Source organism: Streptomyces sp. NBC_01116 (assembly GCF_041435495.1).
Taxonomy (GTDB): domain Bacteria; phylum Actinomycetota; class Actinomycetes; order Streptomycetales; family Streptomycetaceae; genus Streptomyces.
Genome location: NZ_CP108644.1, coordinates 3683692 through 3706575 on the forward strand (window position 1 = coordinate 3683692; position 22884 = coordinate 3706575).

At 74.3% G+C, this 22884-nt stretch carries 15 protein-coding genes; 1 reads left to right on the forward strand and 14 read right to left on the reverse strand.

What is annotated here, in order from left to right:
* Window positions 1-10: 10 nt before the first annotated feature.
* Genes OG245_RS16075 through OG245_RS16140 form a run of 14 tightly spaced genes read right to left on the reverse strand, consistent with a single transcriptional unit; the run spans window position 11 to window position 21109 of the window.
* Window positions 11-2419, reverse strand: a complete 2409-nt coding sequence (locus OG245_RS16075) for an SDR family NAD(P)-dependent oxidoreductase (RefSeq protein WP_371624217.1) — start codon at window positions 2417-2419, stop codon at window positions 11-13.
* Complete coding sequence (locus OG245_RS16080) at window positions 2416-3825, reverse strand: cytochrome P450 (protein ID WP_371624218.1); 1410 nt, start codon at window positions 3823-3825, stop codon at window positions 2416-2418. The genes OG245_RS16075 and OG245_RS16080 overlap by 4 nt, the downstream gene beginning before the upstream one ends.
* A complete protein-coding gene (locus tag OG245_RS16085) occupies window positions 3822-6722 on the reverse strand; it encodes an SDR family NAD(P)-dependent oxidoreductase (RefSeq protein ID WP_371624219.1) in 2901 nt (966 codons plus the stop codon). The genes OG245_RS16080 and OG245_RS16085 overlap by 4 nt, the downstream gene beginning before the upstream one ends.
* Window positions 6719-9919, reverse strand: coding sequence for an SDR family oxidoreductase (locus OG245_RS16090; protein WP_371624220.1), 3201 nt, complete (start codon window positions 9917-9919; stop codon window positions 6719-6721). The genes OG245_RS16085 and OG245_RS16090 overlap by 4 nt, the downstream gene beginning before the upstream one ends.
* The gene (locus OG245_RS16095) at window positions 9916-11286 is read right to left on the reverse strand and encodes an acyltransferase domain-containing protein (RefSeq protein ID WP_371624221.1); all 1371 of its coding nucleotides are present in this window, start codon (window positions 11284-11286) and stop codon (window positions 9916-9918) included. The genes OG245_RS16090 and OG245_RS16095 overlap by 4 nt, the downstream gene beginning before the upstream one ends.
* Before the next feature lie 11 nt (window positions 11287-11297).
* On the reverse strand, window positions 11298-12053 hold the full coding sequence (locus OG245_RS16100) for a 4'-phosphopantetheinyl transferase superfamily protein (RefSeq protein ID WP_371624222.1): 756 nt from the start codon (window positions 12051-12053) through the stop codon (window positions 11298-11300).
* Window positions 12050-13339, reverse strand: a complete 1290-nt coding sequence (locus OG245_RS16105) for a 3-deoxy-7-phosphoheptulonate synthase (protein ID WP_371624223.1) — start codon at window positions 13337-13339, stop codon at window positions 12050-12052. Before OG245_RS16105 ends, OG245_RS16100 begins: the two co-directional genes overlap by 4 nt.
* Entirely contained in the window at window positions 13336-15219 is a 1884-nt protein-coding gene (locus OG245_RS16110; RefSeq protein ID WP_371624224.1) for an anthranilate synthase family protein, read from the reverse strand. Before OG245_RS16110 ends, OG245_RS16105 begins: the two co-directional genes overlap by 4 nt.
* Window positions 15216-15884 (reverse strand): isochorismatase family protein, encoded by a 669-nt coding sequence (locus OG245_RS16115; RefSeq protein WP_371624225.1) that lies wholly within the window; start codon window positions 15882-15884, stop codon window positions 15216-15218. The genes OG245_RS16110 and OG245_RS16115 overlap by 4 nt, the downstream gene beginning before the upstream one ends.
* Window positions 15885-15912: 28 nt before the next feature.
* On the reverse strand, window positions 15913-16689 hold the full coding sequence (locus OG245_RS16120) for a 2,3-dihydro-2,3-dihydroxybenzoate dehydrogenase (protein WP_371624226.1): 777 nt from the start codon (window positions 16687-16689) through the stop codon (window positions 15913-15915).
* Window positions 16686-18170 carry an amidohydrolase family protein gene (locus OG245_RS16125; RefSeq protein ID WP_371624227.1) on the reverse strand — a complete coding sequence of 495 codons (1485 nt, stop codon included), beginning with the start codon at window positions 18168-18170 and terminating at the stop codon, window positions 16686-16688. The genes OG245_RS16120 and OG245_RS16125 overlap by 4 nt, the downstream gene beginning before the upstream one ends.
* Window positions 18167-18439 carry a phosphopantetheine-binding protein gene (locus OG245_RS16130; protein WP_371624228.1) on the reverse strand — a complete coding sequence of 91 codons (273 nt, stop codon included), beginning with the start codon at window positions 18437-18439 and terminating at the stop codon, window positions 18167-18169. The genes OG245_RS16125 and OG245_RS16130 overlap by 4 nt, the downstream gene beginning before the upstream one ends.
* 1 nt (window position 18440) lies before the next feature.
* Window positions 18441-20060 carry a (2,3-dihydroxybenzoyl)adenylate synthase gene (locus OG245_RS16135; protein ID WP_371624229.1) on the reverse strand — a complete coding sequence of 540 codons (1620 nt, stop codon included), beginning with the start codon at window positions 20058-20060 and terminating at the stop codon, window positions 18441-18443.
* 11 nt (window positions 20061-20071) lie between these two features.
* The gene (locus tag OG245_RS16140; RefSeq protein ID WP_371624230.1) at window positions 20072-21109 is read right to left on the reverse strand and encodes a ketoacyl-ACP synthase III family protein; all 1038 of its coding nucleotides are present in this window, start codon (window positions 21107-21109) and stop codon (window positions 20072-20074) included.
* Between the two features lie 301 nt (window positions 21110-21410).
* Between OG245_RS16140 and OG245_RS16145 the strand changes: the two genes are divergently transcribed.
* Window positions 21411-22721: a phenylacetate--CoA ligase family protein gene (locus OG245_RS16145; RefSeq protein WP_371624231.1), complete on the forward strand. Its 1311-nt coding sequence runs from the start codon at window positions 21411-21413 to the stop codon at window positions 22719-22721.
* Window positions 22722-22884: the final 163 nt, after the last annotated feature.

The following is a 22884-nucleotide window of genomic DNA, read 5'->3' on the forward strand; positions in this document are numbered from 1 at the left end:
TCGACGGGCCTCAGTGCCCGAGGGCGACGCCCTCCGCCAGGAGCACCTCGCGCCCGGCACTCTCTCCCCGCCACTCACCGGACACCGCGCCCCTGCGCACCAGGTCGGTCTGCTGCGCCCCCGGGCTCAGCACCAGCCGCTCGACGGTGAACGTGCCCGCGCCGTCCCGAACGCGGGAGCGGTCCACCTCCCGCACGATCGTCTCGATCGCGGCGGGCGACAGGGTGTGCGCGGGCGGGAAGGACGTCGTCCACAGGTCGGCCGGCGCCACCGGGCGGAGGGCGAACGCTCCCGCGTCGCCGGGCGCCGGACGCTCCTCCCGGAACACCACCCCCGCCCAGTCCAGCCACCCGGCGTCCGGCCCGGCCGGGCCCGCCGGCTCCGGAGCGGTGACGGGCGGCGGAGCGGGGAGCGAGGCGGGCTCGGGCCCGTACACCAGGGTGGCGGCCGCCACCGGCTCACCGGCCGCATCGCGCACGGTGACGTCCACCTGCCACACGCCGTCCCGCCGCACGCCCACGGCCTCCCGGTGCAGGACCATGCGTCCGCCGGAGATCCGGAGCCCGGCCAGGCGCACCGTGAACCGGTGCACCTCCCGCAGGTGCAGCAGCGGCCAGCCCTCCGGCACCACCCAGTCGCCCGCGGCCACCAGGTGCTCCAGGACGACGCCCACGGGGACGGCCGGCAGGCCGTCGATCCGCAGATCGGTCAGGCAGGGATGCGCGCCGGCCTCCAGCGTCCACCGCGTGCGCAGGGAGCGGAACAGGGCGTACTCCTCGACCTCGCCGAGGTGGTGGTCGAGCGCGTGGAGCCGCGGCAGGTCCGGGTGGCCGGTCAGCATGCCGAACCCCCGCAGCTGTCCCGGCGCCAGGACGGCCCCGATCCGGCCCAGGAAGACCGCCTCGGCGGTGTGTCCGGACGCGATCTCCTCCGCCCAGCGCCGGGCGCCCTCGGCCGGGTCGAGCGTGGAGACGTACCGGACGGCCGCGGAGTAGTTGGCGATGACGCCGAGGCGTTCCCAGGTCGGCCAGCAGAGGGTCTGCACCGGCAGGCCGAGGTCGTCGCGGGCCCAGAACCCGAGCCGGGCCAGCGCCTCGTTGCCCGCCGCGTAGTCGATCTGGCCGACCATCCCGCCCATCCGGCCGGCCAGCGATCCGACGTTGCTCAGCAGCCGCAGCGCGGCCCGCCGCTCCGGCCGGGCGAGGATCGCGCGGACCAGCCGGGCGAAGCCCGTCACCTTGACGTCGACCGTACGGATCACGGCTGCGGCGGACTTGCGGTCGAAGCGGGCGGGCTCGTCGATGCCCGCGTTGTGCACGACGTACTGCGGGCCGTCGCCGAGCGCGGCGAAGACGCTCTCCACCTGCTCGGCGTCCGTGCAGTCGCAGCGCAGATACGTGATGCGCAGGCCGTCCTCGGCCGCCCGCCGCAGATTGCCGAGGACCGTACGGGCCTCGTCGGCCCGGGTGATCTCCCGGCGCAGCTCCGCCAGATCGCCCGGGGTGCGCGCCCGCGCCATCCGGCGGCGGCGCCACAGCGCGAACGCCGCGTCGTCCAGGAAGGTGGTCTCCCCCTCCTCCGGCAGCTCGCCGCGGCCGGTGACGACCACCCGGCAGCCGAAGGTCTCGGCGAACGAGCGGGCGGCGGCGAACCCGACCCCGCGCGCGCCGCCGGTGATCAGCACCGTGTCCTCCGGCCCGGGCGGCCGGGGCCCCGGCGGGCAGTCGGGCGCCGGCCGCCCGGCGAGCACATGGCGTACACCGTCGCGGTAGCCGACCTCGAAGTGGGCGGGCGCCGCGAACTCCCGCTCGACCGCCTCCGCGATCGCCGTCGCGTCGGCCCGGTCCAGGTCGACCACCACCACGCCTGCCGCGGGGAGTTCCCGCGGCAGGCACTTGGCGAGTCCGGCCCAGATGCCGCCCAGCGGCTGCGGCACGTGGCCCGGTCCGTGGCCGGAGAGACCGCCGAGGTGCGTCACGGCCAGATACACATGGCGGCCGAAGCGCGCCTCCTCGCTCCAGCGCCCGTAGGCGGCCCGGATCGCCTCGGTGGTGCGCGCGAGCGCCGGCCGCCAGTCGGTGTCGCCCAGTTCGTAGGTCCGGCCCGTCACATTGAGGTCGACGATGCCGTCCCAGCCCTCGGCGACCAGCGGAGTGCCGGGGTCCGAGCGCACGACCAGCGCGCCCCGCTCCCCCAGCTCCCCGGCGACGGCGGCGACCAGCCCGGCCGACTCGCCGACCAGCAGGACGCGCCGCCCCGCCAGCGGGCGGTCGGTGGGCGTGCCGGGGTGCGGGACGGGGACGGGTTCCCAGACGAACCGGCCCACCGGGCGGACGAACGCGTCCGGGTCGAAGGAGGAGAGGTGCGGTCGGAGCGCCGGCGGACCGGCCGCCTCCGCGGCCGCGGCGGACGTCGTCATCGGGTGCGCTCCCGGACCTGCACGCGCATGCCGCCCTTGGGGAACAGCGTGATGAACGCGCCGCCGCGGACCGCTTCCCGCTCCACCGCTACCTCGTAGCGGCCGAAGACCGCCGCGACCGTCTGCTGGAGGAGTGCGAGTCCCATGCGCTTGCCGATGCACTGGCGCCGGCCGCCGCCGAACGGCAGGTAGGCCGAACGGTCCCGATCGGCCTGGGCGCCCGGCCGGAAGCGTTCGGGGTCGAACCGCTCGGGGTCCTTCCACTGCTCGGGGTTGTAGTGCGCCCCGTACACGGAGACGAGCAGCGGGGTGCCCGCGGGGATGCTGTGGCCGGCCAGGACGTCGTCCTCGATCGCCTCGCGGGTGAACTGCCACACCGGCGGGTGCATCCGGAGGCTCTCGTCGACCGCCATCGCGGTGTAGGTGAGGTCGTCCAGCTCGGCGGCGGCCGGCGGGCGGTCGCCCAGCACCCGGTCGGTCTCCTCCCGCATCCGCTCGCGCACCTCGGGGTGGCGGGCGACCTCGTAGAGCGTCCAGGTCAGCGTCAGCGCCGTCGTCTCGACTCCCGCCAGGAAGAGGGTGACCAGGTCGGCCCAGAGGGCGTCCTCCGGGAGGTCCGACTCGCGGATGAGCGTGGCGACCTCGCCGCCGACGCCGAGGTCCACGTCCCGGGCCGCCTCGGCGACGACCCGTTCCAGGGTCCGCCGGGCCCGCGCGACGCGGCGGCGGTAGGGGGTCGGGAGGAACGACGGGATGGCCTTGTCCAGCGAGCCGACGTTCTTGAAGATCGCTTCGAGGGCGACCGTGACCGCCTCCGCGAACTCGCCGCCGTCCTGCGAGAGGTCCTTGCCCACCAGGGCGATCCCCATCACCCGCGAGGTCAGCCTCATCGCTTCCTGGAAGAGGTCGAACGGCTCTCCGGTGCGGGCGTGTTCGGCGAACCGGTCGAGCAGCGCGGCGACCGCCGAGTCGCTGTGCACGCCCCGGGCGGCGATGGCGTTCGGGGTGAACGCCGAGTTGACGGTCTTGCGGTGGACGCGCCAGTCCCCGTCGTCCAGGGTCAGCAGCCCGCGGCCCATGAACAGTTCGAACGCCTCGTAGTAGGCGCCGCGCGCGTAGTTGTCGGCGTTGCCCTGGAGCACCCGGCGGATGCCCTCGGGCGCGGATATCTGGACGGTCGGGTTGTGCGGCAGGATCGGCAGTCTCACGACGGTGCCGTGGTCGCGCTGGGCGCGGAGCGAGTAGCCGGGCGGGTCCGCGGCGTACGCGATCGTGGAGACGATCGGGGAGGAGCGCGGGAACTTCGTCGGTCCCCCGACCGGTTTCGCCCGGGCGCCGGTCACCGGGCAGACGCCGGCTTCCGGGCCCGCGGGGGAGGTGGTGGCGGCGTCGGACGTGTCGGTCATGGTGTGGTCTCCTCGGCAGGGCTGGGGCGTCCGCGGTACTCGCCGGTGGTCTGGTTCACATGGCCGAGCACGGCTCCGGTCATGTCCTTGATCTGCAGGACGACGTCCCCGGCCGCGGTGACCGCGACCGACCGGTTCTCCTCGGCGCTCTCCAGATCCAGGCGCGCGGGCAGGGAGTAGAGCTCGACCCGGGTGCCGGCGGCGGCCAGTGAGGCGTCGGTGTGGCCGTCGTACAGGTCGATGCGGCGGATGGTCCGCGGTACGGCGAGCGGGATCCAGTCGCCGTCGCTCCGGTTCAGGACCGAGGTCCTGGCCAGGCCGTCGAGCAGTACGGACGGCACGACGAGGCCGGAGAACCAGCGCTCGATGCCCGGCCGGTCCGGGACGTAGCGGGCGCGCCGTCCGTGCGGGTGGGCCCGGGTGTCCCCGGTGGAGACGAAGACGCCGCTCAGCAGGACGGCGGGATTGGGCAGGTGGTACGGGTCGGCCACCGGTTCGGTGCCCTGGTCGTCCCAGTGCTCCCAGCGCGGCGCGGCGACCGGTTCGTCCCGCAGCCGTACGCGGGCGGAGAAGTGCCGGCGGTCCTTGACGAGCAGTTGCCCGCCGGGGGCCAGCACGTCGCCCGTCACCTCGACGTCGACGACGGACTCGTGCCGTCCGCTCTCCACCAGGCGCGCGGTGATCTTCTTGGTCTCGCCGCGGCCGGGCCGGTAGACGCGCAGGAACGCGTCGAGCCGGATGTCCTCCAGCACGGCCGGGACCCGGCCGGGCACCAGGTGCATGGCGGCCTGCGCGGCGAGTTCGGGGACGAAGGTGCCGGGCAGGGTCGGGTATCCGTTGACGACGTGCTCGCGCAGATAGGCGTCCCGTTCCAGGGTGAAGGTGCGCACCACGGTGAGCCGGTCGGCGCCGCGGTCGACGATGTCGTCGACGAAGAAGCCGGGGAGCGCCGGGCGCGCGGGGCCTGGGGCGGGCGCCGCCACGGCCGGGGCGGGAGCGGCCTCGGGGGCCGGGGCCTGGGCGAGGTGGTCCGGGGCCGGGGCGAGCGGGTCCGGGGCCGGGGCGCGGCAGAAGTCCAGGTAGCCGGGTGCGGCCCGTTCCATGGTGGCCCGTTCCGCGTCGCCGAACAGCACGGTGAGCGGGGTCGGTTCGGCCTGGTCGATCTCGTGGAGGAAGTGGTCGACGCCCTCCTGCGTGGGCATGGCGGTGAACTGCGCGCTCTTGGCCAGGAACCTCCGCATGATCGGGGTCGCCCCGAGGCCGACGTCGCGCCACAGCGTCCAGCCGATGGTGAACTCGCCCGAGCCCCGGGCCGCGCCGGCGGCGGCAGCGGTGTTGAGGTAGTCGTTCGCCGCTCCGTAGTCGGTCTCGCCGTTCTGTCCGGTGAAGCCGACGAAGGAACCGAAGTTGCACCAGCGGCGGGGCTGCCGGTCGCCGAACGCGGCCCTGAGGTTGGTGTGGGTGCGTACCTTCAGGTCCCGCACGGCGCGGAAGTCGGCGAGGCTCTTCTTGGCCACCGAGGCGGCCCGGTTGGTGCCCGCGACGTTGAGCAGCAGGTCGACGCCGTCCCGCTCCGCCGACTCGATCCGCGCGACGACCTCCCGTACGGCGTGCGGATCGCGGAGATCACAGGCGTGGTAGGTCACCCGGTCCGCACCGCATATCTCCTTCAGCGTGCGCACGGTGGCGCGCACCTCGGCGGCGGCGGCCAGCCGGTCGTAGGCCGCGTTGGCCTCCCGTACGGAGAGCCGGTCCGGCCCGGTGCTGTGCGCCCGGATGAACTCCTGGCGTCCGGGGGCCTCCTCGGGTGTTCCGGCGCCGAGCGGGGTGGAGCCGATGATGTGGAAGCGGGGCCGGTCCCGGCGGGCCAGCGCCGTGAGGAGCGTCGCCCCGATGCCCCGGCCGCCGCCGGCCGCGACGACGGTGCGGAGCGGTCGCGGGGCGGCCGCGGTGGCCCCCCGGTCCCGCACGGCCCGGAGCAGGAGGCGGACCCCGCCCGCGAACGCGACGACGGGCAGGAGCTGCGGGGCCAGGGACTCCGCCGCCGCGTCGGCCTCGGCGTCCTCCAGCGCGGTGGCCTCGTGGACGACGGCGACCACCGAGGAGCCGGGCCACTCCAGCGCCAGGCTCTTGGCGAACCCGGAGAACAGCCCGGCGCACGGGTGCTGCACCCGGTCGGCGTCGATGCCGCCGAGGACGATCAGCACGAACGACGCGGGCAGTTCGGGGAGCCCGGCGCAGGCCTTCGCGGTACGGAAGAGGGCGTCGTGCAGCCGCAGCAGCCGCTCGGAGGGACCCCGGAGCCTGTCCTCCCGGGTCAGGTCGACCACGATCCGCACATGGCGCGGGGCGGCGCGCCGGACCGCCTCCTCCAGCGCGTCCTCCTGCGACAGCGGCAGCAGCTCCGTGTCCACCGGCAGGTCGTACGCCCCGAGCGCCGCCAGGCCGTGCGTCAGCAGGGCGGTGGACGGCGGGAAGAGCGGTGGCGGCGGGCCGGGATCCCGGCGCGGCGCCGGGGCGAGCCCCAGGACGTGCCGGTCCAGGAGCCGGGGCTCGGCGGGCTCCGCCACGGGGGCGGGGGGTGGAGGCTCGGCGGGCTCCGGCACGGCGGCGGAGGGCCGGGGCCCGGCGGGCTCCTCCACGGCGGCGGGGCGCCGGGGCCCGGCGGGCTCCGGCACGGCGGCGGGGCGCCGGGGCCCGGCGGGCTCCGGCACGGCGGCGGGGCGGCGCAGCCGGAGGCGGCGGGCGGGCCCGCCCGGTTCCGGGGCCCGCTCGATCACCGCGGTGGCGGGGCCCGGCTCCGTCCGGCCGGGCCCGGAACCCGCGAGGAAGGCGATCAGTTCCCGGGCGCCCTCGGCGCCCAGCAGGGTGGTGGCTCCCTGACGCGAGGGGCTCACGCCGCCACGCTCCTTTCCACTACGGCCAGCACGGGGAGGCCGGCCTCCTCGGCGAGCGACCTCCGGACCATGACGAACAGGAAGGCCCCTTCGACGGGCCGGCGGCCCTCCTCGTCGTTCCACCCGGGCAGGGCCGTGCCGTTGACGCCCGCGACCAGCGCGACGTCGATCTCCCGGAAGTCCAGGTAGGAACCCGCCACGTCGAACGCCTCCAGCAGGGACGCCTCTCCGGCCTCGACCGTGATGTTGAGACCGCGCAGGTCGAAGTAGTTGGAGAGCCGCGCCGCGATGACGTTGGGCATCGCGCCGGGGAAGGAGTCCTCGGTGGGCGCGGCGATGAGACCGGTGGCCCGTTCCTCCAACCGGGTCACGAACTTCTCCGTGGCGGGCCCGCCCGCTCCCGCCACCACGTGGCGGATCTCGTCGAGGTAGGCCCGGGACTTGTAGAGCAGGGCGTTGCGGGTGGCCCCGGTGTGGCCGACCACGACCCCGGTGGTCCGGTGGTGGGTCAGGCACAGCTCCCGTACCGGCTCGTCCAGGGCCTGCATGCAGCGGATCATGGCGAGTTGGGTGCGGTCGGTGGTACGGGCGGTGGGCGGCGGCATCCGCAGTTCCTGGAACGGCGGTACGGGGTAGGCCGGGCCGAACGACGGCGCGAAGTCCTCGTCGGTCTCCCCCGCCGCCCAGGCCGCGACCTCCTCGGACGAAGGGCTGCCGGGCAGCTGGGAGGACCAGCCGACCAGGACGAGGTCCTCGTCGAGCGGAGCGGGCAGGGCCGCCGGATGTCCGGTCCGGACCGCGCGGTGGTCCTCGGAGATGATCACGTGGGCGTTGGTGCCGCCGAACCCGAAGCCGGAGACCGCCGCGCGGCGCGGCCGGTCGCCGTCGACGGGCCAGGGCACCGGCTGACGCGGCACGGTGAGACCGGTCGCGCGCTCGGCCAGGGTGTCGGGCAGCCGGGTGAACCGGTACTGCGCCGGGATCGTGTCGTGGCGCAGCGCCAGCAGGGTGTGGATGACCGAGACCACTCCGGCCGCCCAACCGCAGTGCCCGACCAGGGACTTGTTGGAGGTGACCTGCTGGACGCGGTCGCCCGAGTAGCGCTGGGCGAGGCTGGTGAACTCGGCCTCGTCGCCCGCGGGTGTGCCGGTGGCGTGGGCGACGATCCAGTCGATGTCGTCCGGGCCGAGGCCGCTGCGCTCGAACGCCCGCTCCACGGCGAGTTCCTGACCCGCGGGGGCCGGAGCGTAGATGGCCTTGCCCCGGCCGTCGGCCGAGAGGCCGATCGCCGAGATGACGCCCAGGACCCGGTCGCCGTCCGCGCGGGCCCGCGAGAGCCGCTTGAGCACGACGAGTCCGGCGCCGTCGGAGAACAGGGCTCCGTCCGCGCCCTCGTCCAGGGCGCGGACGGCCCCGCCCGTGGACAGGCCGTTCAGCTTGGCGAACAGGATCGAGCCGCTGGGGGCGAGGGCGAAGGAGCCCCCGCACACCGCGACGTCGCTGCGGCCGGACAGCAGGTCGCGCACCCCGAGGTCCATCGCGTACAGCGAGGAGGAGCAGGCGGTGTCCACCATGTGCAGCCGGGTGCCGTCCGGCAGGATGCCGTCCATCGCGACCTGGCCGACGCGGTGCGGATGGCGGGCCTCGCCGGGCTCGCCGCCCCGGCCGAACCTCCGGCGCAGGGCATCCCCGACCGGGCCGCGCACCGCGTCGTCGCCGTCCTCGGCGAGGGTCTCCAGGGCGTGGCCGAGCACGTAGGACTCTTCGAGGTGCTGGCTGCCGTCGGGGGTGTAGCCGACGCAGAAGGAGAAGCGGTCGCCGTCCGCGCGGCCCACGCCTTCGAGCGCCTGGTGGAGGCTGTGCCGCAGCCAGAGCGCGGTGTGGTCGAGTCCGGCGTCGGCGAGCCCTTCCGCCCGCAGCTTCTCGTGGGGGCGGAAGCCGGTGATGAAGCCGGAGCGCCGTTGGTAGGTCTTGTCGGGCGCCCGGCGGTCCTCGGCGTGGAAGCGCGAGATGTCCCACCGGTCGCCGGGAGCGTCCACGAAGAGTTCCGCGCCGTCGGTGAGGAGCCGCCAGAACTCCTCCGGCGAGGAGGCTCCCGGGATGGCCAGCCCCATGCCGACCACGGCGATGGGGTCGTCGTCGTCCGGAGTCTCCGGCGTCTCCCGAGTCTCCGGAGCCGGTGGAGCCTCCGGCGTCTCCGGCGTCTCCCGCGTCGGTGCTGCCGCCGACGGGAGCGGTGCCGGCTCCCGCTCGGCCTGCTGCACCGACCGCGCCACGGGCTCCGGTGCCGGCCGCGTGGCGGGCTCGCGCTCCGCCACCGGCTCCGTCCCGGTCACCGTCTCCGGCTCCTCCACCGGCTCCGGCAGCAGCACCGGCTCCGGCACCGGCTCCGGCGTCGGCGACATCGCGGACCGCAGCAGCGTCAGACCGCCGTCCGCCAGGACCGTCTGTCCCGTCACCCAGCCCGAGCGTTCCGAGCTGAGGAACAGGACGACCTCCGCCAGGTCCTCCGGGCGGCCCAGCCGGGCCAGCGGGGTCGCCGCCACGGTGTTCGCCCGTACGTCGTCGAAGTCCGGGAACAGCCGGCCCACCGGGTTGTCGATGAGACCGCACGAGGCCGCGTTGACCCGGATCCGGTCCTGGGCCAGCTCAGCGGCCAGATAGCGCGTCAGCGACTCCAGCGCCGCCTTCGAGACGCCGGTCGGGAGGTAGTTGGCCGGCGTCGTCGCGGCCCCGAGGGAGGAGACGTTGACGATGGCGCCGCCCCGCCCGCCGGACGCCGCCAGCAGCGGCCGGGCGTACTGGGCGCACCACAGCGGGCCCTTGACGTTGGTGGCGTACGTCCGGTCGAGCAGGTCCTCCGTGATCTCCTCGAAGGGCACGAAGGAGCCGGCGGCGGCGTTGTTCACCAGGATGTCGAGCCGCCCGTGTTCCTCGGCGATCTCCGCGAACATGCGCTCGACCTGGGCCCGCCGGGCCACCGACCCGCGGATCAGCCGTACGTCCAGCCCCCGGTCGACGAGCGCCCGCACCTGCTGCTTGGCGGCGTCGTAGGAGTGGAAGCAGTTCAGCAGGACGGTCGCGCCGCGCTCCGCGAGCCGTTCGACGACGACCCGGCCGACGCTGCCCGCGCCGCCGGTGACCAGGGCGACGCGTCCGGCGAACTCCGCGTCGGCGCGGAGGACGGGATGCGTCATCGGCCGGCCGCGCTTCCGGCGTCCGCGCCGTCGGTGACACCGGCTGCCACGAAGTCGACGACCTTGCCGAAGGTGTCGTAGTCGGCGACGCGCAGCCCGGTGGGCGGCAGCCCGAGGCCGAAGCGGTCCCCCAGCCTGCTGAGCAGCTCGGTCTGCTTGACCGAGTCGACCCCGAGGTCCGCCTCCAGCTGCACGTCGTCCGTGAACACCTCCTCCGGGTACTCCATCGCCTCCGCGTACAGGGCCCGCACCCGGCCGCTGAGTTCGTCGCGGTCGGGTGCGGGCGTCACGGCCACGGGAGCCACGGGAGCCGCAGGCACGACGGGAACCACCGGAGCCGCGGGAGCCACGGGAGACGCGACCGTCGACGCCGGTGCGGTGCCGCGGGCCAGCGGGGACCGCAGGGCGGCGGCCGCCGCGGCGAGCCCCGCCTCCTCGTCCCGGCCGGCCAGCGGCGCGACCACGTACGCGCCCGGCCGGGCCTGCTCCACCAGGGCGCCGAGCACCCGGCCGGCCCCGGTCTCGACGAACACCCGCGCCCCCGCGGCGTGCAGGGCCGAGACCGCAGGTCCGAACTCGACCGGGGTGACCAGGTGGAGGGCGAGCAGCCGGGCCAGGTCGTCGCCGTTCCGGTAGAACCTCCCCAGGATCGGCGAGTAGACGGGCACGTCGAGCGGCCGGGAGGGGAAGGCGGCGAGCCGCTCGGCCAGCACACCGCGTGCCTTCTCCAGCAGCGGGTGGTGGAAGGGGTGCGGGGAGCGCAGCCGGGTGCGGGTGATGCCGAGCTGGCCGGCGAGGGCCTCGGCCGTGGCGATCGGCCCGGCGCGGCCGGAGAGGACGGACTGGGACCCGTTGTCGACGGCGAGCACGAGGCCGGGGTCGCCGATCAGGCCGACGATCCGTCCGGCGCGCTCGGCGTCGCAGCCCAGGGCGAGCATCACGCCGCCGCTGTCGTCGTGCTCGCGCAGGACGGAGATCCGCTCGCAGAGGATCTCCGCCGCGTCGGTCAGGTCCCAGGCCCCCGCGCAGGTCAGCGCCGCGAGCTCGCCGAGGGAGTGGCCGAGGTGCACCGCGGGGGCGGCCCCTCGTTCGGCGAGCAGCCGGTGGGTGGCGACCGCCGTCGTGAAGACGGCCAGTTGGAGGACGTCCGGGGCGGACTCCAGGAGGGCGGCGGGGCTGGGCGGCGAGGGCTGGAAGACGGTCGGGGAGACCGCGCGGCCGATCATCTCCTTGGCGACCGCGTCCACCTCCTCGAAGGTGGTCCGCACCGTCCGGTCCCCGCTCTCCCAGTACCCCTTCAACGCGCCGGCGCGGTAGGCGCCCTGTCCGGGAAAGAGCGCGACGGTCGTATCCAGTTCTCGGCTCATGGGCCATCCCCTCATCGTGGGTCGGTCGGCTTCCCGGATCCGGTCAGCCAGGTCTGCCGCACTGCGGCTCGGTCGTCGCCCTCGACGGCGAGGGCGACCAGGTGGTGGGGGCCCGGGCGGAGAAGCTCGAAGGCCCAGGCGCCGGGGCGTACGGAGTCGCGTACGGTGATCCGCCCGGGTGCCGTCGGGCCTCGCGCGGCGAAGGAGAATTCGGCGAGGCTCCGGTGCAGTCCCGTCCCCTGGGCCTTGAGGTAGGCCTCCTTGAGCACCCAGAGCTCGGCGACCCGCGCGACCAGTGCGGCCGGCTCCAGTGCGGAGAGCTCCAGGAGTTCCTCGGAGGCGAAGAACCTGCTGATGTGGTGGGCCGAATCGGCGGAGACGGAGGTCTGCTCCACGTCGACCCCGCACATCCGGCCCTCGGTGACGGCGCAGACCACGAGGCCCTCGGTGTCGGCGAGGCTGAACCGCAGGCCGCCCGTGCCGGGTTCGGGCTCGGGCCGGCCGTGCGGGCCGGTCGTGAAGCGCCACTCCCCGAGCGGGCGGCCGGTGCGGGCGCTCAGCGCGTGACGGCACAGCATCCGCCGGGCCAGGAACCGCTTCCGGTCGGCCGGCCTCAACAGCCGTGCCATCCGCGTACGTTCGTCCTCGCTCAGCAGGTCCACGCCGCCGCACTCCGCGGCGAACGCGTCGACGGCGTGCTCCGGGAGCAGCCAGAGGTCGGCGGTGTCGGTGACGGGGGCACCGCCGATGACCGCGGCGGCCCTCATGACGCGGTGTCCCGGCCGGTCGGCCGCCCGCCGGCGTCCGCCGGGGAGGGAGGGCGGGCGACGAGGGCGGCGAGCCGCCGCGCGAGGTCGAGCGACTGCCGCCGGTTGAGCCGGGGGTCGCACACGGACCGGTAGCCGCCGGGCAGTTCGTCGTAGCCGACCCCGCCGCCGGTGCCGCCGACGCACTCGGCCACGTCGTCGCCGGTCAGCTCCAGGTGGATGCCGCCGGGGTGCACTCCCAGGCCGCGGGTCACCTCGAAGAAGCCGGCCGTCTCGTCGAGGATGTCGTCGAACCGGCGGGTCTTGCGCCCGCAGGGGGCTCCGACCGTGTTCCCGTGCATGGGGTCGGACACCCAGCCGACCGTCATGCCCTCGGCGACCGTCTTGCTGATCAGGTCGGGCAGCACGTCGCGGATGCGGCCGGCGCCCATCCGCACGATCAGGGTGAGCCGCCCGGGGTCGCGGTCGGGGTCCAGCCGGTCGACCAGCCGGATCAGCTCGTCGGTGCCGGCGGTCGGTCCGACCTTGACCGCGATCGGGTTGCCGATGCCGGCGAAGTACGCGACGTGCGCACCGTCCAGCTGCCGGGTGCGCTCCCCGATCCACAGCAGGTGGCCGGAGGACGCGTACCGTCCGCCGCCGGCCGGATCGTCCCGGGTCAGGGCCCGTTCGTAGTCCAGGACGAGCCCCTCGTGCGAGGTGTACAGCTCCCGCGGCAGTCCTTCCGGTGCCGTGCCGTCCTCGTTCGCGGTGAGTGCTCTGACCAGGTTGAGCGTGGCGGCGGATGCGTCGCGTACGCGGACGAGGCGGCCCGGATCGGGGGTGCGGTCCGCGGCGGTGAAGGCGTGGCCGTTGACCGCGTCGCCCCGGTAGACGGGCAGTTCGACGCCGTCGCGGATCTCGGTCTCCGCCGAGCGGGGCTTCGCGTACTGGCCCGCCAGCCGTCCGACCGTGACGGTCGGCAGCTCCAGGGCCCGGCCCAGCACGTCGGCCACGCCGCCCAGGGTGGCGACGGTCCGCCGGATCGAACCGGCGTCCAGCGCGTCGAGGGACTCCGCGCAGTCTCCGCCCTGGACGAGGAACGCCTCGCCCCGGGCGACCGCCGCCAGCCGGCTCCTGAGGCGGGCGCACTCGTCCGGGAGTACCAGCGGGAGGCTCCGTCCGAGGGCCGCCAGGCTGGAGCGCAGCGCGGGTCCCTCGGGCCAGTGCGGCTGCTGCCGGGCGGGCGGGTGCGGCGGGCCGGCCGCGGGCGGCACGGGAGGGGCGCCGAGCAGGGAACCGGTCACGCCGTGAGCTCCACTCCGTGAGGCACCGGCGCGAGCGCGCCGGTGACCAGGCCGTCCAGGATGGCCGCGCCGTGCCGTGTCATGACCGACTCGGGATGGAACTGCACCGAGGCGAAGCCGGGGCCGCGCAGGGCGTGCACCTCGCCGGTCTCCGGGTCCCGGGCGACCTCCACGTCGTGGGCGACCAGCGGGCTGTACAGCCGGTCGGCCGAGGAGTGCGCGACGAAGCTGTTGTAGTAGGCGACCTGCTGGGCGGTGCCGAAGAGGTCGACCGTCCGGCGTACGCCCTGGTTGGGGAAGTCCAGTGCGCGCAGCGGGAGGCCGAGCAGCCGGCACAGGATCTGGTGGCTCAGGCAGACCGAGACGAACGGCACCCGCAGGTTGATCAGGCTGGCGGTGACGGCGCGCAGGTAGGCGATCTTGCGGTGGCTCTCCTCCCGGGGGTCGCCGGGGCCGGGTCCGAGGATCACGAGGTCGTAGCCGGTGAAGCGGTGCGGCTCGTCGAACCGGCGCACGGTGACGTCGAAGCCCAGCGACCGCAGCTGCTGGGCCCCCATCGCGGTGAAGGTGTCCTCGGCGTCGAGGACCAGCAGGCGTTCCCGCCCGGTGCGGCGCTGCGCGGCGGGGGTGGTCCAGAAGTCCGACAGCGGCCGGTTGCGCTCCAGGAGGGCGGCTCTGATCTGCGGGTGGTCGTGATGGGCGGCCGGGCGCCGGGGGCCGGGCGCGCGGTCGAGGGCGGCGAGGAGTCCGGCCGCCTTGGCCCGGGTCTCGGCGCTCTCACCGGCGGGCTCGGAGTCCCGTACCAGCGTCGAGCCGACCGCGATCCGCATCCGGCCCCGGGCGTCGACGTCCGCCGTGCGGATCAGGATGGCGGAGTCCATGCGCCGCTCGCCGTGCGCGTCCCGGCCGATCAGCGCGGCGATGCCCGCGTAGTAACCGCGGCCCTGCGGTTCGAACTTGGCGATCACCTGGCAGGCGCTCTCCACCGGGCTGCCGGTGACGGTCGGGGCGAGGAGCGTCTCGTGCAGGATCTCGCGCACGTCGCGGGTGCTGCGGCCGACGATGCGGTACTCGGTGTGGGCGAGGTGGGCCATCTCCTTGAGCCCCGGGCCGACCACCCGGGCGTCGTCGCAGACCCGGCTCATCATCTTGAGTTCCTCGTCGAGCACCATGTACAGCTCGTTGGTCTCCTTGCCGTCGGCGAGGAACTCCAGCAGGCCGGCGGTGTCCGGTCCGTCGGCGGGGTAGCGGTAGGTCCCGCTGATCGGGTTCATCACCGCCACGCCGCCGTCGAGGCTGACATGCCGCTCGGGGCTCGCGCCGATGAAGGTCCGCTCGCCGGTGTGGACGATGAAGATCCAGTACGCTCCCGGCTCCCCGCGGAGCAGCCGCCCCCAGAAGGCCAGCGCGGTCCGCACCGACCAGTGCGGGATCTCGGTGACGAAGGTGCGCTTGATGACGAAGTTGGCGCCCGATCCGTGGCCGATCTCCTCGGCGAGCACCCGCCGGACCAGGTCGCCGTACGCCTCGTCCGCCAGGTCGAAGTCGCCGGTGGCTCCGTCCAGTTCGACCGGCCAGGCCAGCACCTGGCCGAGTGCGTCGGCCACCGGCAGTCGCGACTGGTTCCGGACCGTCATGACCAGCAGCGGCTCGCCGTCGTCGTGGTGGTCGTAGCCCCGTTCGCCGATCACCCGGTAGGGCAGCAGGACGAGGGTCTCGTGGCGGTCGACGCCGCCGTTCACCTCCGGCAGGCCGGCCGTGGTGGCCACTTCGGAGAAGTCGCCGAGCAGCAGGTCGACGGTGTCGGGGTGGTCGCTCTCGGGCCGGTGCAGGAGGGCGAACGGGCGCCCTCCTTCGGCGAGTTCGTCGAGTGTGGTCACGACGCTCTCCCGGCCGGCGTCGCGGACGCGCTCGTCAGGGCGTCGCAGACCGTCGCCGTGGTGACGGACACGCCGCAGCGGGCCGAGGCGTACTCCAGCGCCGTCCGGTGGTAGTCGGGGGTGAAGTCGGCCATCGCGTCGGCGACCAGGAAGGGCTGGATGCCGTGGGCGAAGGCGTCGCAGGCGGTGAGCAGGATGCCCACGTGGGCGTAGACACCGCAGATGATCAGCTGGTCACGCCCCTGGGCGGTCAGGAGGTCCAGCAGGCCGGTCCGGTGGAAGGCGCTGGCCCGCCACTTGGTGAGGACGGTGTCGTCCTCGCCGGGCGCGATGGCGTCCGGGATGCCGCGGTCCTCGGGGGAGGCGGACATGCCGGGGCCCCAGAAGTCCTGGAGCAGCCCGCGCTCCTTCGGGGTCATGTCGCCGGGCTGGGCGGAGTAGACGACGGGGACGCCGGCCCGGGTGCAGCTCTCGCGCAGCGCGGCGACGCCTTCGAGGAGTCCGGTGCGCGGTTCGGCGTTCTCGGGGAAGGGGGCGAGGAAGTAGTGCTGCATGTCGTGCACCAGCAGCACGGCCCGGCGGGGGTCGACGGTCCAGGCCACGGTGTTGGCCGGCAGATCGGCGGCCCGCGGTAGGGGGTAGGGGTCGATCGGCGCAATCGCCACGGAACGTGTCCTCTTCTCACGGGAGCGGTCAGACGCCGAGCGTGGCTCCGCCGTCTACGGTCAGGTCGTGCATGGTGATGTGCGCGGCCCGCTCGGAGAGCAGGAACAGCACGGCGTCGGCGATGTGGCCGGGCTCGGCTATCCGGCCCAGCGGGATGCCGAGCCGGTAGGCGTCGGGCACCCCGTCCACGGAGGCCCGTTCGGCGGCGTCGCCTTGGAGGGCGGTGAGCATCGGCGTACGGGTGGAGCCGGGTGCGACGACGTTGCAGCGGATGCCGTGGGGGGCGAGTTCCAGGCCCAGGCATTTGGTGAACATGGCCGAGGCCGCCTTGGAGGCCGCGTAGGCGGCCATGGACATACGGGGCGTGGCAGCCGCGTTGGAGGCGATCGTCACGATCGCGCCGCGCCGGCGCGGCACCATGACCCCGGCCACCGCCCGGCTGGTGTGGAAGACGCCGCCCGCGTTGACGGCGAAGGTGGTGTCCCAGTCCGCGTCGCTGAGTTCGGCCGCCGGCCCGCTGCGGAGCACTCCGGCGGCGTTGACCAGGTTCTCGATCGGGCCGAGCCCGGCCTCCACCTTGGCGACCGCCGTGTCGACGTCCTTGCTGACGGTCACGTCCGCGGGGACCGCGAGCACCCGGGCCCCGGCCGCGGCGAGTTCGGCGGCCAGCTCCCACAGGGCCGGGACGTCACGGTCGACGAGCCCGACCGGCAGCCCGGCGGCCGTCAGGGCGCGGACGACCTCGGTGCCGATGCCGCCGGCGGCCCCGGTGACCAGGGCGACGCCGGAGAGCGGGGCGCTCATCGGGTCCACCCCCCGACGACCCGTCCGACGACCTCGCCGGGGATGCCGAGCGCCCGGGTGGAGAACGAGGCGAGCGCGTCCAGATAGCGCTCCTGGAGGACGCCCTCGTCGACCCCGACGCTCCGCCCCCCGGACAGCAGGGTGCGGCCGCCCACGATCACGGTGTCCACGTCGGCCGAGCCGGCCAGCCAGAGGAATCCCTCCAGCGGCCGGGGGTTGAGCAGGTAGCGCCAGTCGTCCGCCCGCACCAGGACCAGGTCGGCCTGCTTCCCGGCTTCCAGGCTGCCCACGGCGTCGTCCCACCGCAGCCCCTTGGCCGCGATCCTGGTGCCCATCGCCAGCGCGTCGGTGGGCAGCACCTCGGTCTGGTCGGCACTCATCTCGTTGTACATCTGCCAGGCGGCGCGCATCGTCTCCGCGATCCCGGCGCTCGGCATGGAGGAGCCGTCCGTGGACAGCGACACGTCCAGGCCCTGCCTGCGCAGCGCGGGCACGACGCCCGTCTCGGTGAGCGAGGACTCGCCGGAGGGGCCGTACTTCCCGGGCGAATGGCTGATGTGGGCGCGGCCCGCGATCATCAGCTTCTGCTCGTCCTCGTCGAGGAAGGCGCAGTGGCCCGCCATCAACCGCTCGTCGACCAGGCCGTGTTCGGCGAGCCGGCGGACACCGGTCTGCCCGTAGTACGTACGCATCAGCTCGACCTCGTTGCGGAGCGCGCCCACATGGGTGGCGAAGCCCAGGTCGTGCCGGGCCACGAGGTCCGCCATACCGCGGGCCAGTTCGTCGGTCATGTTGGTGACGTAGGCGACGCTGGGACGGAACCGGATGCGGCCGGAGGTGTCCCGGGCCGTCAGCTCCAGCAGGTCCTCGGCCTGGGCGAGGACCCCGTCCGTGTCCCGGGTGCGGACGAAGCGGCTCCCGTCGGGCGGACAGATCGCGTCGCTCGCCCAGGTGCTCGCGGAGAAGCGGATGCCCAGGGCCTGCGCGGCGGCGACCATGGAGTGCGGGCGGTTGAGCGAGCCCATGTCGCCGAGGGTGGTGACGCCGCCGCGCAGCTGGGTCCACATCGAGTACGCGGCGATGGCCTGCGCCTCGTCGGGGGTCATCGCGTCGATGAGGCCGTCGAACCGGTCGAAGGTGGCGGAGATCTGGTGCATGTCGCCGCCGCCGCCCATGAACGCGACCTGGTCCTCGCGGTCGGACGCCGGGCGCAGGGCGCCGCGCATGGGGAGGCGCATGGCGAACATCTCGTGCCAGTGCGCGTTGACGAAGCCGGGCAGCACCATCATGCCGCGGGCGTCGCGGCGGGCCAGGCCCGCCCGCTGCTCCGGGGTGAGCGCGGCGACGGCCCGCTCGACGTCGGCGGCGGGGCCGACGGCCGCGATCACGCCGTCCACCACCAGGACGGCTCCGCCGGGGTGCACGCTCTCCCGGTCGTCCGCGGTGTAGACGGTGCCGCCCGTGATCAGCTCGGCGCTCACCGGCCCGCCCCCGAACCGGCCGCCGGGGCGTCCGTCACGGCGGCGAAGTGGGCGATCCAGCCGTTCAGCGTCGGCGCCGCGACGAGGGCGTCGAACTGGGCCGGGACCCCGCTCTTGCGCCAGTGGCTGATGAGCCGCATGATCTCCAGCGAACTCAGGCCGAGGACCACGAGGTTGGCGTCGGGCTCGATCGCCGCCGGGTCGATGCCCAGCAGCGGCGCGAGGGTCTCGCGCAGGTCCTGCTCCGTCGGGTTCGGGGACTTGTCCACGTCAGCCTTCCTGCTCGGACGCGGCGGATGCCGCCAGCGCCTTCTTGTCGACCTTGCCGAGAGGGGTGAGGGGCAGCTCGGGCACGTAGCGCACGGCGTCGGGCAGTTTGTAGTCCGCGACTCCGCGCGCGTGCACGGCCTGTTTGAGGTCGGACAGCGACCGCCGGGGGCCGTCGGCGACGAGGTACGCGCTGATCCGCTCGCCGAGGAACGGGTCGGCGACCCCGATCACCGCGGCCGAGGCGATGCCGTCGAGCGCCAGGAGGTGGTCCTCCACCTCGCCGGCGGAGACCTTGTCGCCGCCCCGGATGATCATTTCCTTGATCCGGCCTTCGATGACCAGCTCGCCGCGCTCCGTGAGCCGGGCCAGGTCGCCGGTCCGGTAGAAGCCGTCGTCGGTGAAGGCACGCCGGTTGTACTCGGGCACGCCGTAGTAGCCGCGCAGGGTGTACGGGCCCCGGGTGATCAGCTCGCCCACCTCTCCAACGGGGAGCGCGGCGCCGTTCACGTCGACGATCCGCAGCTCGTCGGCGTCCGAGATCGGCCTGCCCTGGGTGGTCAGCACCGACTCGGCCGGGTCGTCGGGCCGGCTGAAGGTCAGCAGTCCTTCGGCCATCCCGAACACCTGCTGGAGCGAGCAGCCCAGGGTGGGGGCGATGCGTGCCGTGAAGTCGCGCAGCATGCGGGCTCCGCCGACCTGGAGCAGCCGCAGGCTGCCGAGGTCGTCCTCGCTCCACTCGGCGGCCTCCAGCCACAGCTGCACGATGGAGGGCACCATCGCGGTGACGGTGACCCCGTGGCGCTCGATCAGGGGGAAGCAGTCCAGCGGGTTGGGGGTGTCGGCCAGCACGGCGGTGCCCCCGGTCATCAGCGTGCCGATCACGCCGGGGCACCCGTAGGCGAAGTTGAACGCGACGGGGAGCACCGCGAGGTAGGTGTCGGCGGCCGTCAGCTCGCACACGTCGGCGGCCCGTCCGGCCTGGTAGACGTAGTCGTCGTGCGTGCGCGGGATCAGCTTGGGCAGGGCCGTCGTGCCGCCGGAGAGCAGGAAGAACGCGACGTCGGACGGGTCGGGTTCGGGCAGGGGCCGGGGGTCGGCGACGGCGGCCTCCAGCTCGGCCACGGTGACGAAGCCCTCCTCCTTCGCCCCGAGGACGAAGAGCGAGCGGAGCGTGTCGCAGCCGTGGAGGACCGTGCGGGCCGTCTCCCGGTGGTCGAAGCCGCGGTGCTCCTCGGGCAGGACGTAGCCGGTGGCGCCGCTGAGCTCCACGAGGTGGCTGATCTCGGTCTCGCGGTGCGCGGGGAGGGCGAAGACGAGCTTGGCGCCGATCCGCATCAGCGCGAAGGAGATCGCCACGAACTCCGGCACGTTGGGCAGTTGGACCACGATGCGGTCGTCCGCCCGGACGCCGTGCGCCAGGAAGCCGGCGGCCAGCCGGTCGGCCCAGGCGTCGAGTTCGGTGTAGCTGATGTGCCGGTCGCCGTGGATCAGCGCGGTGTCGGAGCCGTACCGGCGGGCGGTGTCGCGCAGCACCGTGCCGAGCGTCTCACCGCGCCAGAGGCCCTGTTCGCGGTAGTGCCGCGCCACGTCGGGCGGCCAGGGGGTGCATCCGGCGAGCATGGGGGCCCTCCTCACTCGGCTTCGGGCGCGGACTCGGTGATGCGTACGACGGCGGCGCCGGCCTCCATGCCGGTACTGGCGCCGATCAGCAGGACGTTGTCGCCGGGGCCGACCTCGCCGCCGCGCCAGAGGTGTTCGAGGCCGAGGAACAGGTCGGCGGCCCCGGTGTGCCCGATGGTGCGGACGTGCTCCCAGTCGTTCTTCTCCTCGGGGACGTCCAGCGGCAGCAGGAACATCGCCTCCAGTGCCGGCCGCGCGAAGCCGACGTGGCAGACGCGGCTGACCTGGTCGAGGGTGAGGCCGGCCTCTTTCAGGGTGCGCTCGGCGATCTCGGCGACCCGGTCGCCGAAGTTCTTGATCGGCGGGGCCTGGCCGGCGGCCCACTGCTCACGGACCTTCTCGGCCCGCTCGGAGAAGTTCAGGCCCCTCCCCCGGGTGACGCCCGGCGGGAAGAGGTCCTCGCCCGCCCGGTGCAGGATCTCCATCGAGGGGTCGGACAGCGAGCCGACGGCGAGGAGCCGCGCGAAACCGGAGCGGCGGGAGAGCACCACGGCCGATCCGGCGTCGGCGAGCACGAAGAGCCCGGAGGCCTGCCAGCGCCGCACGCCCGGCGTGGAGTAGTTGTCGCCGGTCGTGATGAGCGCGGCCTCGTGCGTGGGGTTGGCGATGAGCCGGTTCGCCGCGGCCTCCACCGAGGCGAGCATGCCGAGGCAGCCCTGCTTGATCTCCACCGCGGGGATCGGGCGGTCGAGGGTGTTCCTGAGGACGTAGTGCCCGGCCGACCAGCCGTCGGGGCCCTGGTGGTAGGTGTAGCTGTGCAGCAGGATGCCGAAGTCGTCCGGCGTGTGGCCGGATCCGGCCAGGGCGGCACGGGCCGCGTCGACGGCCATGTCGGGGGCGGGCGTCGACTCGCTGACGGCGGCGGAGAGCATGCCCGAGGACTCCCTCGCCGCCTCCTCGTACAGCCCCTCGGCTACCGCGCGTTCGGCCGGGTACAGGGGCGGCAGGTGGCTGCCGATCCCGGCGAGATACAGGTTCTCGGTCCTCATCGCGCCGACTCCTTCGTGGTGGGTGGCCTTGGCCGCAAGCACAACAGCTGGGGCGCCGGACCCTCATGAGTAGGCGGTACTCAACACCGCTCCCGGACGGCGCCCACGGGACGCCCTGTGCGTTAGACGACGTCTAAAGGCGTATGGGTGCTGGGCAGCACCGATGCCGCGCGCCCGGCGCACACCCGCGGGCGACTTGAGTAGCGACTACTCGGGCGCGCCCCGTACCCCGGTGCTGTGCTGTGCGCGTAACCGCCGCGCGCCGCAGCTCGCGGCCCTGGGCACAGACGAGGGAGATCCGATGTCGTTGCCGCGTCCGGAACCGGGCGACTGGTCCAACCCCGCCGAACTCGCGCGCCTCCAGGCGGCCGAGCTGCCCAGGGTGATCGCCCAGGCGATGCGTTCGCCCTTCTACGCCTCCCGCTACGCGGGCCGTGCGGCACCGTCCGGGGCGGCGGACTTCGCCGGGATCGAGCTGACCACCAAGCAGGACCTGCGTGACCAGTACCCGTTCGGGATGCTCGCCGTCGACCGCGAGAAGCTCGCCACGTACCACGAGTCCAGCGGCACGTCCGGCGAGCCGACGGCCTCGTACTACACCGACGAGGACTGGACCGACCTGGCCGAGCGCTACGCCCGCAAGTGGGTCGGCATCACCCCCGCGGACACCTTCCTCGTCCGCACCCCCTACGGCCTGGTCATCACCGCTCACCTCGCCCAGGCGGCCGGTCGGCTGCGCGGGGCCACCATCGTGCCGGGCGACGCCCGTTCGCTGGCCACGCCGCTGCCCCGGATGGTGCGGGTGATGCGCGCCCTGGACGTCACCCTCACCTGGTGCAACCCCACCGAGATCATGATGCTCGCGGCCACCGCGAAGGCCGCCGGGCTCCGCCCGGAGAAGGACTTCCCCGCCCTGCGGGCGATGTTCACCGCCGCCGAACCCCTCACCGAGGTGCGGCGGCAGCGGATCAGCGAGATCTGGGGCGGCATCCCGATCGTCGAGGAGTACGGCTCCACCGAAACGGGCACCATCGCCGGCCAGTGCCCGCGCGGGTCCCTGCACCTGTGGGCGGACCGCGCGGTCTTCGAGGTGTGGGACCCGCACACCGGGACGCTCTCCGCCACCGGCCGCGGCCAGCTGGTGGTGACCCCGCTGTACCGCGAGGCCATGCCCCTGCTGCGCTACAACCTCGCCGACGACGTCGAGGTCGCCGACGGCGGCTGCGCCTGCGACTGGGTCCTGCCCACGGTCCGGGTGCTGGGCCGGGCCGGCGCGGGGTATCCCGTCGGTTCCGGCACGGTCACCCAGCAGCGCCTGGAGGAGCTGGTGTTCGGCCTGCCCATCGCGTACGAGGTGATGTTCTGGCGGGCCAGGGCCGAACCGGACCTGCTGCGCGTCGAGTTCGAGGCGCCGGACGCCGTACGCGAACGGGCCGTCAAGGAGCTGGCCCGGCTGATCGACCGCGAGCTCGGCGTACCGCACGACATCGCCGGACTCCCGCTCGGCACGCTGGTCCCCACCTCGGCGCTCACCGCCCAGCGCGACATCCTCAAGGCCCGCTACCTCTTCGGCGAGGGCGAGGACTGGGACAAGGCGGTCATGTACGCATGACCCCCGAGCCCCGCCCGGCCCCGGCCCCGGTCCGCGCCCGCCCCACCGGCCCGGCCGGACTCCCCTCGCCCCCCGTCGTCCCCCCTCGTCCCCCGTCGTCCCTCGTCCCCCGTCGTCCTCCGTCGTCCGCAGCGGACGACGCCCCGACCCGTGAGCGGTGACC

Coding starts and splice junctions, on each gene's coding strand:
- OG245_RS16075 (WP_371624217.1), bottom strand. CDS start 2,419: ATGACGACGTCCGCCGCGGCCGCGGAGGCGGCCGGTCCGCCGGCGCTC.
- OG245_RS16080 (WP_371624218.1), bottom strand. CDS start 3,825: ATGACCGACACGTCCGACGCCGCCACCACCTCCCCCGCGGGCCCGGAA.
- OG245_RS16090 (WP_371624220.1), bottom strand. CDS start 9,919: ATGACGCATCCCGTCCTCCGCGCCGACGCGGAGTTCGCCGGACGCGTC.
- OG245_RS16095 (WP_371624221.1), bottom strand. CDS start 11,286: ATGAGCCGAGAACTGGATACGACCGTCGCGCTCTTTCCCGGACAGGGC.
- OG245_RS16100 (WP_371624222.1), bottom strand. CDS start 12,053: ATGAGGGCCGCCGCGGTCATCGGCGGTGCCCCCGTCACCGACACCGCC.
- OG245_RS16120 (WP_371624226.1), bottom strand. CDS start 16,689: ATGAGCGCCCCGCTCTCCGGCGTCGCCCTGGTCACCGGGGCCGCCGGC.
- OG245_RS16135 (WP_371624229.1), bottom strand. CDS start 20,060: ATGCTCGCCGGATGCACCCCCTGGCCGCCCGACGTGGCGCGGCACTAC.
- OG245_RS16140 (WP_371624230.1), bottom strand. CDS start 21,109: ATGAGGACCGAGAACCTGTATCTCGCCGGGATCGGCAGCCACCTGCCG.
- OG245_RS16145 (WP_371624231.1), top strand. CDS start 21,411: ATGTCGTTGCCGCGTCCGGAACCGGGCGACTGGTCCAACCCCGCCGAA.